The 16917-nt window shown below is 62.8% G+C and carries 12 protein-coding genes and 1 pseudogene; 4 read left to right on the forward strand and 9 right to left on the reverse strand.

Features of this window, described 5'->3' with window-relative positions:
- Positions 1 to 34: 34 nt before the first annotated feature.
- The 4 genes from HAP48_RS37930 to HAP48_RS37945 all read right to left on the reverse strand — a co-directional run bounded on the left by HAP48_RS37930 (position 35) and on the right by HAP48_RS37945 (position 4257).
- The gene (locus HAP48_RS37930) at positions 35 to 1261 is read right to left on the reverse strand and encodes an efflux RND transporter periplasmic adaptor subunit (protein WP_166204977.1); all 1227 of its coding nucleotides are present in this window, start codon (positions 1259 to 1261) and stop codon (positions 35 to 37) included.
- Positions 1262 to 1601: 340 nt separating this feature from the next.
- Positions 1602 to 1769 (reverse strand): hypothetical protein, encoded by a 168-nt coding sequence (locus HAP48_RS37935; protein WP_166204979.1) that lies wholly within the window; start codon positions 1767 to 1769, stop codon positions 1602 to 1604.
- A 45-nt stretch (positions 1770 to 1814) separates the two neighbouring features.
- A complete protein-coding gene (locus tag HAP48_RS37940; protein ID WP_166204981.1) occupies positions 1815 to 2558 on the reverse strand; it encodes an outer membrane protein in 744 nt (247 codons plus the stop codon).
- Positions 2559 to 2622: 64 nt separating this feature from the next.
- Complete coding sequence (locus tag HAP48_RS37945) at positions 2623 to 4257, reverse strand: outer membrane beta-barrel protein (RefSeq protein ID WP_166204983.1); 1635 nt, start codon at positions 4255 to 4257, stop codon at positions 2623 to 2625.
- Positions 4258 to 4674: 417 nt separating this feature from the next.
- Here HAP48_RS37945 and HAP48_RS37950 point away from each other — a divergent pair, with 417 nt between their 5' ends.
- The 3 genes from HAP48_RS37950 (at position 4675) to HAP48_RS37960 (ending at position 7964) form a co-directional block, all read left to right on the forward strand.
- Complete coding sequence (locus tag HAP48_RS37950; protein WP_166204984.1) at positions 4675 to 5280, forward strand: hypothetical protein; 606 nt, start codon at positions 4675 to 4677, stop codon at positions 5278 to 5280.
- Positions 5281 to 5632: 352 nt separating this feature from the next.
- Positions 5633 to 7261 carry a DUF4118 domain-containing protein gene (locus tag HAP48_RS37955; protein ID WP_166204986.1) on the forward strand — a complete coding sequence of 543 codons (1629 nt, stop codon included), beginning with the start codon at positions 5633 to 5635 and terminating at the stop codon, positions 7259 to 7261.
- Complete coding sequence (locus HAP48_RS37960; RefSeq protein ID WP_166204988.1) at positions 7254 to 7964, forward strand: response regulator; 711 nt, start codon at positions 7254 to 7256, stop codon at positions 7962 to 7964. Before HAP48_RS37955 ends, HAP48_RS37960 begins: the two co-directional genes overlap by 8 nt.
- A gap of 363 nt (positions 7965 to 8327) precedes the next feature.
- Here HAP48_RS37960 and HAP48_RS37965 read toward each other — a convergent pair whose 3' ends face one another.
- From HAP48_RS37965 to HAP48_RS50250, 3 genes are all read right to left on the reverse strand, one after another.
- Entirely contained in the window at positions 8328 to 10367 is a 2040-nt protein-coding gene (locus HAP48_RS37965) for a hypothetical protein (RefSeq protein WP_166204990.1), read from the reverse strand.
- Positions 10368 to 10629: 262 nt separating this feature from the next.
- Positions 10630 to 11472 carry a calcium-binding protein gene (locus HAP48_RS37970; protein WP_166204992.1) on the reverse strand — a complete coding sequence of 281 codons (843 nt, stop codon included), beginning with the start codon at positions 11470 to 11472 and terminating at the stop codon, positions 10630 to 10632.
- A 72-nt stretch (positions 11473 to 11544) separates the two neighbouring features.
- The gene (locus HAP48_RS50250) at positions 11545 to 12669 is read right to left on the reverse strand and encodes a calcium-binding protein (RefSeq protein WP_166204994.1); all 1125 of its coding nucleotides are present in this window, start codon (positions 12667 to 12669) and stop codon (positions 11545 to 11547) included.
- 359 nt (positions 12670 to 13028) lie between these two features.
- On the opposite strand from HAP48_RS50250, the gene HAP48_RS37985 reads away from it, so the two are divergent.
- A complete protein-coding gene (locus tag HAP48_RS37985; protein WP_166204996.1) occupies positions 13029 to 14303 on the forward strand; it encodes an IS256 family transposase in 1275 nt (424 codons plus the stop codon).
- Between the two features lie 54 nt (positions 14304 to 14357).
- Here the strand turns inward: HAP48_RS37985 and HAP48_RS37990 are convergent.
- Both HAP48_RS37990 and HAP48_RS37995 read right to left on the reverse strand, forming a co-directional pair.
- Positions 14358 to 15284, reverse strand: a pseudogene (locus HAP48_RS37990) (PQQ-dependent sugar dehydrogenase); the annotation flags it as partial.
- Between the two features lie 135 nt (positions 15285 to 15419).
- Positions 15420 to 16913: a sensor histidine kinase gene (locus tag HAP48_RS37995; RefSeq protein WP_224497107.1), complete on the reverse strand. Its 1494-nt coding sequence runs from the start codon at positions 16911 to 16913 to the stop codon at positions 15420 to 15422.
- Positions 16914 to 16917: the final 4 nt, after the last annotated feature.

Genomic DNA, 16917 nt, shown 5'->3' on the forward strand with positions numbered 1-16917 from the left:
ATCAGATCTTCATTGGCAAGGACGGATAAGTGGATCAGCTGCCCGAGGCCGCCCGATCGATGAACAGGCTGCCGCGGGTCACGACCTGCTCGCCCGCCTTCAGGTTGCTGCGGACCTCGACCAGCTTTCCGTTGACGAGGCCCGGCTCGATCTCGCGCAGCTCGATCGACTTGTCGTCGCGCGCGACCCACAGGCGCACGTGTTCGCCTTCATAGATCAACGCCTGCCTGGGTACGCCGATCGACGGGCGGCCGCCCCCGCTGTAGATCGTGACGCTGGCGAACATCTCGGGCTTGAGCTGGCCGTCCTTGTTGTCGAGGGTGGCGCGCACCAGGAGCCGACGTGTCGCGGGATCGATCGCCGCCGCGACATAATCGAGCCTGGCCTTGAACTGTTTGCCGGGCAGCGCGAGGACCGAGAACGTGATCTCCTGCCCGACGGCGACGTCAGCTGCCTCGCTCTCGCGAACGAACGCAGTCAGCCAGACCGTCGAGAGATCGCCGATCACGAACACCGGATCGCTGGCACCGGTGCTGATGAACTGGCCGGGACCGACCTTGCGCTGCACGACGGTGCCGCCGATCGGCGAATAGATCGGCGTGTCGGCGCTGATCTGCCGGGTCTGCTCGAACGTCGCGATCTGGTCTTCGGAGCGGCCAAGGATGCGCAGCCGGTTGTGCGTCGCTTCCAGCGCGGTCTCGGCCGAACGCAGGTCGTTCTGCGCGCCGGTCAGATCGGCCTGCGCCTGCTGCCAGTCCTTCAGCGGGACGGCCTTGCCGGCATAGAGATCGCCGGCCCGCTTCTCCACGATTTCGGCCAGCTTGAGCTTCGAACGCGCCGTGTTGAGAGTGCTGAGCGCCGCAACGAAATCGTTCAGCGCCTGGACGCTGTCGGTGGCTTCGACGACGAACAGGGCCTGGCCGCGCTCGACCGTATCGCTCGGCTTGACCAGCAGCTTGGTGACGCGACCGGCATAGGGCGAGAACACCGGGGTCGAGCTCTCCTCGTTGACCGCGATCTTGCCCTCGGTGATGTGCTCGGCGCGGAAGACATGGTCCGATACCGGCTCGATCGACAACGTCGCCCATTCGGCGGCGGTCGGCACATAGCGCGGCAATTTGGCCCTCGCCTGGCTCGACGTCTCGGTCGATTTGGCATGCGGGACCAACATCCGGCTTGCGCCGAACAATCCTGCGGCCCCCAGCGCGACCACGCCGAGCAGCATGGCAGACCGCCAAGTCCAGTTCGCAATCATCGTCATCTCAAAGCCGCACTCCCGCGGTTACGCGTGCGCCACGCCCGTCGATCGGGCCAAGCCGGCGATTTGCCGCCGTCAATTCTCAGCCGGCGCGCGCCACATCGGCGACTTCGGGCCGCCGTAATAGCGCATCGGTCCGAGCCGGAGCGGTCGCTGCATCGGTGACGGAAGCCAGAGTGCAACCATCGCGGACGAATGCGGCCGGCGGACGTGGCCGTGCCGGCGAGCCGGTTTCGCCGACGCATCGCCCATGCAGCTGACCGCCAGCAACACGCCAACATGAACCGCCAGCCTGATGCCGGAACGTCCTGCTGCATGAAAGCGAAGCGCTCGCATCGGGTCCCTACTGGCCTGGCCACATCGGCGATTTCGGGCCGCCGTAATAGCGCATGTGGGGGACCGAGCCGTCCCCCGCAGGCACCGCCACATCGCTGGCGCAGCCGGCGCCCGCGGCGCACAGGCCCGCGACCGCGACGACACGCAACACCACGCGTTTCAGTGTCGAACTCATCACCCCGTCCTCCCTTCCGGCTGCGGTCTGCAGCCGCGTCGCCGATCAGTACTTCGCGACCACCGGACCGCCGAACTTGTAGTCGAGGCCCAGCGTCACGACGGAAAGCGTGTTGTCGACGGTATACGGGAGCTGGCCGTTCAGCGGCGCTGCGCGCTCGTACCGGCCGAAGTCGTAGTAGCGGTACTCGAACTTGCCGATCAGGTTGTTGGTGAGCGCATAGGCAATGCCGCCGCCTGCCGTCAGACCGCTCCTGTTCGCGTTGAACTGATCGATGCCGAGCACTGGATCGGTGTTGGTGTGCTGGAATTCGCCATAGGCCCAGCCGCCGGTGAAGAACAGCAGCAGCCGGTCGACCGCGATGCCGCCGCGCGCGCGAACCGTGAAGCCGTCACGGAGACTGGTCGCATCGGCGGAGCCGATCGGCAGCGTGCCGGCATTGAACTGACCGATATCGCTGCCCTTGACGCCGGACCAGAAGCCATCGGCTTCCACGCCGACCACGATGTTCCCGCTCTGCACGTTGTAGCCGATCTCGCCGCCGGCAATTCCACCGCTCGAGGAATAGTTGATGGTGTAGTTGGCCTGGCCTGCCGGTCCGAGTCCGTTGTTGAGGTTGTGATTACCGAAGCCCCCGCCGCCGAACACGCCGAGATAGAAGCCGGACCAGTCGTATGCCGGTGCCACGATCGCCGGCGCCTTGGTATAGAGCGGCAGGTCCGCGCTCATCGCCGGCGAGGCAAGCAACAGCGCTCCGAGCGCTGCGGTAGTGAAGAAAACGTGCTTCATTGTGAATCCCCTAATTTCTGATGGGGACGCCACGCGATCTGGTCGACGTGGCGCCGCCTCTGGATCAGAAGTGAATGATGATGTCTGCCGAACCGATCAGAGCGTCCTTCTTGTTGGGCGCAATTCCGAGATTCGCGTTGCCGTTGAATGCCGCCGCGTCGAGCGCCCTGTAGTACGAAACTTCGGGCCGGATCTCGATCTGCGGCGAGAACCAGTGCTGCCAGCCGATACCGGTCTCGACATAGCGGGTCTTGACGCCGGTCCGCTGTCCCTGCTGGTCATCGAAATATTCGAGACGGTACGAGATGTTGTCGAGCGGCGTCGGCTTGTAGCTGATGTAGGTCAGGAAGGTCTGGACCGAGGCCGTGCAGGAGAACACCGCAGCGTTGCTGCACTGTGCGAGGAACGGCGAGTTAAACGGCATCACCTGCGGCGAGAACGGAGTGCCTCCCGCGAGGAAGGACGCCAAGGCCGCCGGATTGTTCGCGTTCAGCACATTGTTCTGGTGCTCGTTGTAGGTCTCGAACGAGATGTGCCACTGGTCGTTGAACTTGTGATAGTAGGTCAGGCCGTACCACTGCAGGTTATTGTAACCCCAGGTGCCGTTGTTGATGCCGTTGGCGACGACATAGACGCCGTCATTGCCGCTGTCGGTCGTATAGCGGACACCCACGCTGACGCTGGGCTGCGCACCGGGATCCTTCAGCATCGTCGAGTTCGGAAACAGCGGGTTCGGCGCCGGGTTGTCGATCTTCTGGCCGACATGCCACGGCATTGCCTCGGTGCCGACGGTGAGGCCGAGCTGGAACATCCAGTTCTTGGTCACCGCGAGCGTGGTGTTGAGGCCGGTGTTCGTATAGTTGTCGAACGTATACGTCATCGAGTGCGTATACATGTAGTTGTTCGGCGCGAGCTGCGCCTCGATGTCGGGAATGGAGATGTATCGGCCGAAGCGGAACATCAGGCCTTCCAGCACCTGCGGAACGAACACCTCGCCATAGGCCATCGGCAGGTCGTAGCCGTAATTCTTGTTCTGGTTCAGAAGCTGATTGCTCCAGAGACCGTAGGCGGTGGTGTAACGATAGTTCTCGCCGTAGATCGGCGCGAGACGGAAGCCCCAGTCGACATGATCCTTCTGGACGGTGTCCGGCAGGCGCTCGATGTAGACCACCGCCTGGTCGAGCTGGACCGTGTTCGGGTTGTAGTCATAAGCCGCCGGCGAATTGCCGCCCTTGACCGTGTTGTTGCTGAGATTGCCGCCGGCATTGACCCAGCCATAGACCTGGATGTGCGCATCGTTCATCCACTGACCTGCTGGCGTGTTGCCGAGCGCCGCCATCAGCGGGCTGTCGACCGAGCTTGGCCGCGTGTCGCCGATGTTCGTCGAGCCGCCATAAGGCCAGTCCGCGAACGGCATCGGCGGCGTGCTCTGCGGCGTCGTCGGCCAGTAGGCGCGGCGGGACGGCGGCGCTTTCGGATCCGACGGCGCAGCATCGTGTCCCCATTCCAGCCGGTAATAGTTGACGAACCGCGTAAAGAAGTCGCTGCCGAGATAGCTGTCGAGGCAGGAGTAATTCTTGTAGGGATCGCACGTCGAGGACGGCGCTTTCAACAGCGGCGGATTGGCGTCGGCTGCATGAGCCGCGTTGAACAGGCTCACCGCCGTCAACGATACGCCCGCCAAAAAGAGTCTCTTCATGATTTTGCCCCAAGATATTGCTACCGACGCTTCGAACGCTGTCGCGTGTAACGTCTGCGTAATCTTTCGTGGGGCGTTGAGAAAAAGGCGATACGGGTCTCCCCGCGCTTTCATTAAGATAAAATATCCGAAACATTCCGCGTCGCGTCGTTTGCTTCCAGAAGCATCAGTTGCTCGCGCGCTTGCTCAAGAACTCGGCGAATATCTTGCTGTTTTGTGACATTCGCTGGTTGCATTGCGATAGATTTCCAGAACTCTGTGGCATTTCCGCCATAGCTCGGCCAGCAGCCGATACGCGCGCTATTTTATTGCTATGCAGATAGCCCTGAATGGAGATCGAAGATATACGCGCCCCGTGGCTAATCTCACGGCATCGAGCGAATCTTTCGCGTCGAGTGCAATGGAGCGCTGCGCGTCGTGGCGAACATTACGAATTGTGCGAACGACGTCGCTCTCACCGACGAGATCAACGACGTCGATCTTGGCTTTCTTCCGGCCAATCTCACGGTCCAGTGCCGCAACCTGATCGAGAGCTATCACGACGTTCATGGCTACGCCTGCCTGCCCGACACGCTGTGGCGTGCGCGGCTCGGGCCGTTCATCGAACGGCATCGCGAATTCCGGCAATGGCTGCGGAAGGCTTCGACCACCCGAAGCGCCAAGAAATCCAACCAGGGCTTTGTCGAAATCGCGACCGCGATCCTGGCGCTGGAGATATTGGCAAGCAGCTTTGCCGGCTGGAGTGCGCTCTATCCCGACGCCGGTGCGCGGTCGCTCGCGATCCTGAAGCGGCAGTCAGGTTGCTCGCTGACCCCGCTGATGGACTTCTATCTTTATCCGCCGAAATACATCAGCTCGTCGGCGATCAGCAAATTGACGCCGCCCCGGGCCAGCCAGACCGGCGAGGCCGGCCTGTACCAGGCGTCGAAGCCGGAGCTTGCGGGGGAACGGTTGGCCCTCAGCTATGTTAACGCGATACTCCAGAAGTCGGATGATGCCTCGCCCCCGCTTCACCAGCGTTGAAGCCGCCGCCTCGCCCCGTTGTCGCCACCCCGCCACGGGGTGCCCCCGTCCAATCCGCCGCGGCCGATCACGAATGCCGGGCCGCGGCTATTACTTTTATATTTCCTGCGCCCTCGAACAGCATAGCTTTTCTACCTGGTTCCGGAGGATGCTCCGATCGCTGGGTAGTTAGCGACATCGGGGCAGCAACCGACAGTCGAACGTTGGATATTGGGTGCGGGCCCCGGCCGTTTTGACGGCGCAACGCCCTCACCTCCACGTTTCTGTCGGATGTTGCCGGGGTGGATTTCGTGCTGGCCGGGAAGGCCATTGCGAGGATCTTCCGGTGTCTTTCTCTACGAAGGCGAAATCCTTGATTGATTCCCTGCCCCTGCCGCAACGGCTCGCAGACGTCAGCGCGCGCCCGGGCGAAGCCGGGCTACCATTCGCATCGAAATCCGATGAACGTCCATCGTCGGTGATGCGGCGGGACTTCCTGCCTCTGCTCTGGTCGACCGGATTGATCGGCGCGGTCACGGCATTCATGTTCATGCTGGAGGGGCCGGTTGCGGCAAATCTGGTCCCGATTGCCTATCTGATCCCGGTCATCTTTGCGGCGACCCGATGGGGCGTCTGGTCGGGCACGCTGGCGTCGCTGATGGCGATCGCCGCGGCGGACTTCTTTTTTTTCACCCCGCTTTACAGCCTTCGCGTCGACAATCCGCAGGAGGCCATCGACCTCCTCGTGTTCCTCGTCGTCGCACTGGCAAGCAGCAATCTGGCATCGCGCCTGCGCCAGGAGACCGAGCGGCTGCGGCGTCGCGAGCGGGAAATCCAGCACCTTTATGAACTCTCGAAGCGACTTGCCGCCTGCTTCACCATCTCCGATCTGATCGACGCTATCAGCCACTATCTGGCGCACACGCTCGGCCAGCGCGCGGCGCTGTTCGTCGCATCTGCCGACGGGCACTTCGAATCCTTGCCGGAGTCGGGGCTCACCCCGCCCGCCGTCCAGGAAGCCGTCGCGGCCATGACGGTCGCCGCCACCAAGACGGCGGGCACTGTCGTCGATGAGCCGACGCAGGACGTCTGGCTGCTGCGCGCGATCGGCTCGAACACGGTGGTGCACGGCGTCATCGCCATCAATGTCGGACGCAGCACGCGCGGTGCGATCGGAAGCCGAACCGCAAGGATCGAGGCGGTGCTCGAAGAGGTCTCGCTGACCCTGCAGCGGCTCGATATCGGCAAGGCGATGGACGATGCCCGGCTGCATCTGCAGGCCGAACTGTTGCGGGACGCCTTCCACGGCACGCTCTCGCACGAGCTGTGCTCGCCGCTCGCCGCCATTCAGGGATCGGTCAGCGTCATGAGCGCGATGCCGGCCGTCGCTACCGACGATCGGCTCGGCTCGCTGGTCGAAGCTGTCACGGACGAGGTCGCCCGGCTCGACGGCTACATCCGCAATCTGCTGAACGCGACGCGCGTGACGGCTGGCGGGCTGACGCCCCGTCTCGAATGGTCCGACCCACGCGACATCGTCAACGCCGCACTCAAGACCCGTGCGCGGCGGCTGGCGGCGCACCGGATCGAGATCGGATTCGACGACGACCTCCCGCTGCTCAATGTCGATACCGGTCTGATCGAGGAGGCCTGTGGCCAGCTGCTGGAAAATGCCGCCAAATACTCTCCGTCCGGGTCGACAATTTCCGTGCAGACCCGGCATGCCTCCGGGCGCGTCGTGATGTCGATCATCGACCAGGGGATCGGCGTCACGCCCGACGAGCAGCTCCAGCTCGGCCGCAAGTCGTTCCGAAGCCCACGCCATCAGACAAGCGTCCCCGGCTCGGGACTCGGCTTCTGGATCGCATCGACATTCATCAGGGCGCATGGCGGCAGCGTTGAATTGATGAGTCGCGGCCAGGGCCTGGGGACGACGGCATCAATCTTGCTACCGGCGTTGCAGACCTCGGACCCGGAACTGGCGGCCTACGACGATGAGTAATTCGCGCAATCTCGTCCTGCTGATCGACGACGAGCCCAAGATCCGGCGCTTCCTGCGTGCGGGCTTCGAGATCCACGGCTTCTCCGTGGCCGAGGCCGAGAACGCCGCCGAGGGGCTGAAGATCGCGACATTCAACGCGCCCGACCTCGTGATTCTCGACCTGGCTCTGCCCGACCTGCACGGCAGCGAAACGCTGGAACGGCTGCGCTCGTGGTCAAACGTTCCGGTGATCGTACTCTCCGTCGAAGCCGACGAAGCTGAAAAGGTTCGCCTGCTGCAGGCAGGCGCGGACGACTACGTGGTCAAGCCGTTCGGCATGGCTGAACTGCTTGCGCGCAGCGACGCCGCCTTGCGCCGCTACTTCAAGAGCGCGACGGAGAATCCCGTCGTTGTGGTCGGGCCGCTCTCCGTCGATCTCGTTAGCCGGACTGTCGAGCTCAATACCGCCAGAATCAAACTGACGCGGAAGGAGTACCGGTTGCTTCACGTACTTGCGACGCATGTCGGTCTGGTGGTCACGCACGACCAGTTGCTTAAAGAGATCTGGACGGGCAATCAGCGGGACAACATTCAGTACCTGCGTATCCTGGTACGCAAGCTGCGCCAGAAGATCGAGACCGATCCCAACCAGCCGCGCCTGCTGGTCACCGAATCAGGCGTTGGCTATCGACTCGAGAACCGGTTGGAGACCGAGGTGAATTGAGCGGCATCGTAATACAGCCAGGATCGTTCGCTCGAACAGAAATACACAAATAGTATATTTCTGGCGCAAAAGACCGTACTGTGCCCTAAAAAGGGGCACGCGGTGCAATTTCTAATACAGCCATTCCACATCCTTGGGTTCGAAGGCCAGAACTGGATGTTGATCGTGGTGGGCGTGGTCGTCGCGTTTGTGCTGTACGTCTGGGCGACACGGGAACGCGTCTAGTCCCCTTGCGGCTGAAGTGCGCTGCCTTGCGTCTGCGAGCGCGTTGCACACGTTGAAAGGCTTGTGGCGCCGTTCCGACGGAATCGGAACGGGGCTCTAGATTCACGCGAACCGGTAGCCACTTCGCTCGAAAACGCTCTAGGAGAACGTAAAGTCCGTTGCCAGGAGCTGGCTCTTGTTCACGCCGATCAGCCAAATGGCCGTGTTCGCGTCGGCTGTAATAATGGAGAACGAACCGTAGTCTGTCGTAGCGGCGAGCACTTGATCAAAGCTCGTCAGCATCGTTCCTTGAAGCGCGACGAGGTCGTTTGCGACCTCAAAGTCATTCACGACATCGACGCCCGAATTCGCATTGAACAGCACCTTGTCATTTCCGCCCGGCCCAAGGAACAGGTAGTCAGTCCCGGCGCCTCCATCGAATGTGTCGTTTCCGGCCTCGCCGAGCAGGACGTCAACGCCGGCGCCGCCGTACATGATGTCGTCGCCGTCTCCCATGTAAAAATAGTCCTGACCATCTTCACCGGTTGCGACGTCGTTGCCTGCCGCCATCACAAAGATGTTGTTGCCGCCTCCGCCGAAGCCGGTGTCGTTGTCGACGTCACCGTAGAAATAGTCACCACCGTCTCCGCCGTACAGGTAGTCGTCGCCGGTTTCGCCGAGCAGCACGTCGACGCCGCCGCCGCCAACGAGAACATCGTTGCCGGCGCCGCCATAGAGGTAGTCCTGATCGTCGCCACCATAGGCGACGTCATTGCCGTTGCCGGCCACCAGGACGTCGACCCCGGCGCCGCCGGAGAACACGTCGTTGCCGTCGCCGCCATAGAAGTAGTCGTTGCCGGTGCCGCCGTAAGCCGTGTCGTTGCCGGCCAGTCCGACCAGAACGTCAGCTCCAGCTCCGCCCGCCAGGGTGTCATTGCCCGCGCCCCCGTAGAGCAGATCGTTCGTCGCCGGACCGGAGGGATCGACCGGGGAAAACAGCGTGTTGGCCACCAGGCCGCCAGTGGCATAATTGCCGTCGGCGAAATTCAGATATTCCCCGCTGTAGACCGTATCCGTGCCGTCGACGCCATCGACGACCACGGTGGTGCCTCCATAGATCGAAATGCTGTAGGCAGCTCGCGGCGCGGAGAAATTGAAAAAGTCGGTACCGGCGTCGCCCTGGAGGACATCGTTTCCGTCGCCGCCGGTCAGCGTATCGTCGCCCGCACCGCCATAGACGACATCGTTGCCCGATCCAGCTTCGATCACATCGAGGCCGTCGCCTCCGTAGAGCGCGTCAGCTCCCGCCCCGCCCCGCAATGCGTCATTCCCGGCATCGCCGAACAGAGTATCATTGCCGTCATCACCCGACAGCAGATCGTTGCCGGCGTCGCCGTGGATGCTGTCATTGCCGAGGCCGCCGAACATCTGATCGTTGCCGTTGTTGAGCATGGCAACGTCGTCGCCAGCGGCGCCAGAGATAACGTCACCCGTGTTGAAGCCGCGAAAGATGTCGTTACCGCCCGTCCCGACCTGAATGAGTGTGTTGTAGCCGGTCCATTGCCAGGCTGAATCCTGGGATCCGCCGGTGCCTGGTCCATTGTACAGGTATGCAACCGCTTGAAGGTCCAGCGGTCCGAGGTGCGTCGGTTGCGCACCGGTATAGCTCATCACCGTCTGGGATTTATCGTCGAGACTCGGCGTCAGCGTCGGATCGCCATCAAACGGATGCTTGAACCCGATCGCGTGTCCGATTTCATGCAGCATTAGCCCGATAGCGACGCGGCCATACTGGACGAAGACGTCGCCGCCGATTTGATTGTCGTAGTCGTAATTGATCGATACGTTCGGGTAATACCCAAATCCGCTGTAGATGGCGTATTTGGGGTCGGTGGAGAAATCTGCCGTAGTGAATCGGATATCGCCGAGACCTGCCGGCACCTCAAGAAAAACCAGGCCGCTTGCGGCTGCCCATTGTTGCAACGCCGCCCGCGCGACGGCCTTCTCGTCCTCGGTAAAGGGTCGAAGGCTGTTCTTGAAGGCTTGGGTATCTGACGAAGCAAGCTCGGCTGCCGAAATCGATGTGTCGAACGAAAAGCTGACGAAGGCAGGCCTGCCAGGGAGCGACGCTCCCGAAACCGAATTGCCCCACCATGAGTTGCCGGACAAAATTGCGGTGAAGTCGCTGACAACCGTCATAAATACCCCCGAATACAACCTTAAAATGCGTACTATTTCATCGGGCCCCCTGCTTCGCAAGCGCGATCCCGGCGGCTGGGGAGAAAAAGCCAGAGCTGGGTCGCTCTGCTTCGAACGATGGCCGGATCGTCGCCGATGTCCGGTGGTCGCCAGCGAGTATCAGCGCAGCAGGAGGCGCCGGCCGGCACAACGCCAACGCGCCGGTGAGCTCTCGGCCAGATGCAGCATGATCTTGTTGTTGGCGTGATCGATCAGCGATCCGCTAACTGACGATGTTGAAGTTCGCCGCCGTGACGGTGCTCGCAGTGGCACCATTCAGCCAGACCGCAGTGTCGGCATCAATCTGGACCACGAAGTAAGCGCCGTTCTGGTACGAGTGCGACAGAACGTCGGCGAAGGACGCGAAGCCGGAGCCGTTCAATTGCACGATGTCGAGGCCCGGCGTCCAGTCCTGCACGACCTGCACCCCGGGAACGTCGTTGACAACGAAGGTGTCGTTGCCCACGCCGGTGCCCGGACCGCCGCCGTTTCCGCCGAAATAGTAATTCACGCCGGCGCCGCCATCGAAATAGTCGTTTCCGGCGCCGCCGATCAGCACGTCTACGCCATCACCACCGTACATCGCGTCGTTGCCGTTGCCGCCATAGGCGTAATCGTTTCCACCATAGCCAAACATCGCGTCGTCGCCGTCATCGCCAATCAGGACATCGAAGACTTGCGACCCCACCAGCACGTCGTTGCCGGTTCCTCCGTAGGCGTTGCCTCCACCTGTTGGAAGGTAAAGCCAGTCGTCGCCGGCTCCGCCTTCCAGTAAATCCACGCCGGAATCACCAACGATGGTTTCCGGCGCGGCGCCACCATAGATGCTGTCATTGCCCAACCCGCCGTAGATAAGGGCTCCGCCAACGAGTCCGGAACCAGTGAAAACGATCACCCCGGCGCCCCCGCCACCGGCAGCAAGACTGTCATCGCCCTCGCCACCGTATAATGTTTGGGCGACTCCCAGAGCATTCCCATCAAGGGTATCGCCTCCATCCAGGCCATACATCACATCTTCATTGCCGATGTGGCTGTCGGCCCCCAGAGTTCCTACGTACGTAACCAAGCTCTCCTCCTGTCGGCTCTTCGGCCGTCTCGAGCCAACGACTGCGTCTCACTAACGCGCTGCTGAACCGCGCTAGCTCACGATCGAGAAATTCGCCGCCGTGACCGTGCCCGCGGTGGCACCGTTCAGCCAGACCGCAGTGTCGGTATCGATCTGCACCACGAAATAAGCGCCGCTCTGGAACGAGTGCGAGAGCACGTCAGCGAACGAGGTGAAGCCGCTGCCGTTGAGCAGCACGGTATCGGTGGCTGAAGTCCAGTCCTGAACCACCTGGATGCTCGGGACATCGTTGGAAACGAAGGTGTTGTTGCCGCCTCCGCCGAAATAGTAGTTCACGCCGGTGCCGCCGTCGAAGTAGTCGTTGCCGGCGCCGCCCAACAGCACGTCGGTGCCATCGCCGCCATACATCACATCATTGCCGGCCCCGCCGTAGAAGTAGTCGTTACCTTCGTATCCGTACAGAACATCATCGCCGTCGTCACCGCTGAAGACGTCGGCGGCTGCCGATCCGACCCCAACGTCGTTGCCGGCGCCGCCATAGGACGATCCGCCACCTGATGCCATGTAGAGATAATCGTTGCCGCCATTGCCTTCGAGCAGATCAACGCCCTGATCACCGATCAGGATGTCATCGTTATCACCGCCATAGATACTGTCGTTACCTTGGCCACCGTAGGCTGATGCAAGGTTGAAGATGCCGCCGCCACCGGTGATGATGATGACATCATTGCCATCGCCGCCCTGGAAAACGACGTGGGTGCTGCCCAAAAGCAAATAGCCGCCGTAGATCGTGTCATCACCGCTGCCGCCGTCTGCAAACCCGGTTGAAAAGATAACGTCGTTTCCGCCGCCACCGTAACCTGCGCCCGCGTCATAAAAACCGTCCCAGCCCGTTGAAATGGTGTCATTGCCTTCGCCACCGTAGGCGATACCACCCGACCCCTGGATCGAGTCGTCGCCGCCGTCTCCCGCTAAAGTGGCGTCGTAGCCTGAAAGCGTGTCATTGCCTTCGCCACCATAGACAGTACCACTGTGAAAAAGGCTCGAGGTCAGACTGTCGTTGCCGTTGCCGCCATAGACGACGCTCCCGGTCATCGTCGCACCGAGCGTATCGTTGCCGTCCAGACCGTAAAGGATGTCCTCACCGGCAGCGGCCGTGTGATTGTCGTCGCCGAGCGTTCCAATGTAGGTGGTCACCAGAAATTTCCTTCCGGAGCTACATGCGTTGCTCCCGAAAGGCTAGCAGCCCGCTGGCCTTGACGCGAGTCTGTCCCGCGACACAACCTGGCAGAGCGTCGTCCGTCCTATCGCGGTACTCCCTCGCCCTCGTCGATCGACGTGCCGTCAGGTCTGCCGGATGAACTCCGCGATCAGCCCACAGGTTTCCTGCGGGGCATCCTCGAAGCAGTAATGCCCGACGCCGGCGAGACGCCTGATCGGCGCCGTGGGGAAGATTGGGGGATGTCCCGGGTTTTGTTGAAGTTCTGAAGAGGTCGGCGTTGCCCACCTTGAGCCGGTAGGCTCGGGGTGCTGATTCCACAAAGGAGAGCAACGCCATGACGAGAGATATCACACCGGCTGGTTGGTCGGCGACCGGGGCTGTGGACGAAGCGTTTGCGGAAGTGCGAGCGAGCTTCGATCGGTTCTGCCTTGCGGCAGGGATCGAGGCGCTCGGCACGATGATGGAGGCGGATGTGACGGCGGCCTGCGGGCCGCGCCACGGTCGCGATGCGGCGCGGCGGGCGCACCGTTGGGGCCGAACGCGGGGACGGATTGGTTTCCACGGCGGCAAGATCGAGGTCGAGCGCCCGCGGGTCCGGGGCGTGGACGGCCGCGAGGTCACGATCCCGAGCTGGGAAACGGCGGCGCAAGAGGACTGGCTCGGTCGCTGGGCGATGAACCTGATGCTGATCAATGTGTCGACGCGCCGGTTCGGCCGTGCTGTCCGACTGCCCGAGGGTGACGTGCCGGCACCGCCCGGATCGGGGATTTCGAAATCGGCGGCCTCGCGGAGGTTCGTAGCGCTGTCGGCGGCGCGGCTGGCCGACTTCATGGCTACCGATCTGTCCGCGCTCGACCTTCTGGTGGTCCAAATCGACGGGCTGCATCTCGGCGACGATCTCGTGCTGGTCGCCGCGATCGGGGTTGACGGCGAAGGCAACAAGCATCCGCTGGCGCTGGTGGAAGGGGCGACCGAGAATGCCGCCACGGTTCAGGCCCTGCTGGACAACCTGGTCTCGCGCGGGCTCGACCCGACGGTGCCAAGACTGTTCATCGCCGACGGCGCGAAGGCGTTGTCGAAGGCGATCCGCCGCACCTTCGGTTCGGCCGCTGCGATCCAGCGCTGCCAGATCCACAAGGCGCGCAACATCATGGAACGCCTGCCGAAAGAGCATCATGCGGCCACCCGTCGGGTGCTGCGCCAGGCCTGGGAGCTCGATGACGCCGACAAGGCTGAAAAATTGATCCGCAATCTCGCGCGTCGACTCGACCAGCAATGGCCCGGTGTAGCGGCGAGCATCCTTGAAGGCCTCGACGAAATCCTGACTGTCGTCCGGTTGAAGTTGCCGAAGGAGCTTCGTCGATCGCTCGCCTGTACCAACATCGCCGAGAACATGATGGGCACCATTCGCCGCGTCACGCGCAACATCAAACGCTGGCGGGATGCCGGTATGGCCTTGCGATGGGTCGCGGCCGGCATGATCGAGGCCAACAAGGGCTTCCGACGATTGAAGGCGCATAAGCAATTGTCGGTTCTGCGTGCGGCCCTTCAAGCTCGCCAAAATCGCATGAAGATCAACCCCGTTGCCCACGTCACGAGGGCCGCGTAACATTCATTCCGGCAACGTTGGCCCGACCTAGTTCAACAGCGATCGGGACATCCCCCCCTCGCGGACCCGCGTCACATAGTCGGGCACGAGGTTGTCGCCTCGGCCGTCGCGCTCGTTGGTCGAACACCACGGCGTGCCGCTTCCGGGCTGGATCGCTAGTCCCACGCAGTTGCGGATCCCGGTGGCGAACAGCTTCTGGTTCTTGCCATCGGGATCGAAGCCGAGCACAGCAGCGCGGTTGGTTTCGGGCCCCCAGGCCGCGCCAAGCGCGTGGTCGCGGCTCCAGGCCTCGATGCCATCCGGAGGCCGGCCAAGGCCCTCGCCTGCGTTGCCGGCCGAGCCGACCGATACCAGCATCCGCTTGTCGTCGGGCGTGAACACGATGTCACGCGTGGAATGGCTGTAGCCGTGCGGAAGATTTGCGACGATGGTCTCGGGCTTTCCCGACGCCTTGAGGTCACCGTTGCGGTAAGCAAAGCGCACGACGCTGTCGGTGTTGGCGACATAGAGCCATTGCGGGTTGTCGCCGCTTGGGAAGAATGCGATGCCGAACGGCCGGTTCAATCCGGTTGCGTAGACGTCATTGGTCGCAGGCTTGGTGGCGCCGTCGGCGCCGCGCAGGATACGAATGCGGCCGGAGCTGGTCTCCACGACAAAGATATCGCCATTGGGCGCAGTCCGGATGATCCGCGGCCCGTTCAGCCCGCTTGCAAACAACTCGATCTTGAACCCTGCCGGCACCTGCGGCACCGCTGAGGGAGGTCGCTGCACGACGCGCGACGAATTGCTGCTGGAGGCCGTTGCGCCCGGCCTGGGCAGGTCCTGCGGTGTGATCAGGCGCACCGTGCCGGGCTTGTCGCGCTGCCAGTCGCCAAAGGCCTCGGCACCTCTGAGCACGGGTTCGGCGCCCGACCGCGTGATGCTGATAGCTGCGAGGATAACAGCGGCAACGCTGACGCCGGCAAGATTGGCCTTACGCATATGCTCCTCGCGCGATCCCTGCCAGTCGTGCTGCTCATAGCGCAATTCGACCGCTGGCCGCGTTCACAATGTCGTCGCATCAATGCTCGTTGGGAGGCGCCGTCACATCAATCGACGCGCGCTTCGCGAGTTGCGCTACACGACTCTGGAAATGACCACAGGCTTGCGCTCGGCTGCCGACGGCTCGCGAAACGCCGGCGTCTCTCCAAGCGGCGGCTTGAGAGGGACCGTGAGCCGGCATATTAGGCCTTCGGCGCGCCAGTCGAAGTCGGCCCGTCCGCCGAGCTGGGTCTCGATGCTGGCGATCACGCTTCGCGTGCCGAAACCTTTCTGCTTCGGTTTGGTCACCAGCGGCCCGCCGGATTCCACCCAAGCCAGGATCAGCGTCTCGTCGTGCACTTCCCAGGTGATCGCGAGCCGGCCCGACAACACCGACAGGCTGCCGTATTTCGCGGAATTGGTGACGAGCTCATGCAGCGCCAACGCCAGCGTCTGCGCGGTCGCGGGCTGCAACTGCACCTCGCCGCCGGCGATCTGGATCTGCCCGGCCTCGGAATACGGCGCGATCTCCTCGGTCACCAGGCGGCGGACTTCGGCGCCCTGCCAGCTCGACAGCGAGAGCACGGTGTGAACGCGGGCCAGCGCCGTGATACGGCCCTCGACCGCCCGTACATAGGCGGTGACGTTCTGCGCGCGGGTCAGCCGCACGATCGATTGCGCCAGCGCGAGGGCGTTCTTGGCGCGATGGTCGACCTCGCGGGTCAGGAGGGTCTGCCGTTCCTCGGCCTTCTTGCGATCGGTGATGTCGACGGTGACGCCGCTGACCCGCACCACCCTGCCGTTCCTGTCGCTGGTCGCCGCAGCCGTGCCGACACACCAGCGCTCCTCGCCGTCCGGTCGCATGATGCGGAATTCGGCTTCATACGACGTCTGCCCGTTACCGAACCCGGCCCAGGCTTGGCGGAGTTCTTCGACATCGTCGGGATGAAACAGCGCCTGGATATTGTCGGAGGTCAGCGCGAAGGATTTCGGGTCGACGCCGAAGATCTTGTATTGCCCCTCGTCCCACATCCAGTCGCCGTTGACCCAATCCCAGTCCCACGAGCCCATCTTGCCCGCAGCAATCGCCATGCTGCGGCGCGCTTCGCTTTCGACCAGCCGCGTGGTGGATTGCTCGAGCTCGGCGGTGCGCGCGCGCACACGGTCCTCGAGCTCGGAATTGAGGCGTTCGAGCTGGCGGGTCTTGCGGTAGAGCTCGGCGAACACGCGGATCTTCGCGCGCAGCACCTCGGGCACGACGGGCACCGGCACGTAATCGACCGCGCCCATCTCGTAGCCGCGCAGCCGGTCGATGTCGCTGACCTGGATCGCCGAGATGAAGATCATCGCGGTCTTCTGGAAACGCGGATGCTCGCGGATCATCGCCGCGAGTTCGAAGCCGTCGAGCTCGGGCATGCAGACGTCGACCAGGATGACCGCGACTTCGTTCTTGAGCAGGAACTCGAGCGCCTCGCGGCCCGACGATGCGGCGACAAGCGTTTCGCCGAGCTCCTTCAGGATCACCTCATAAGCCAGCAGCTTGGCCGGCTGGTCATCGACCAGAAGGATGTTTACCTTTTCATGGTCCATCATG

This window comes from Bradyrhizobium septentrionale (assembly GCF_011516645.4).
Lineage (GTDB): Bacteria > Pseudomonadota > Alphaproteobacteria > Rhizobiales > Xanthobacteraceae > Bradyrhizobium > Bradyrhizobium septentrionale.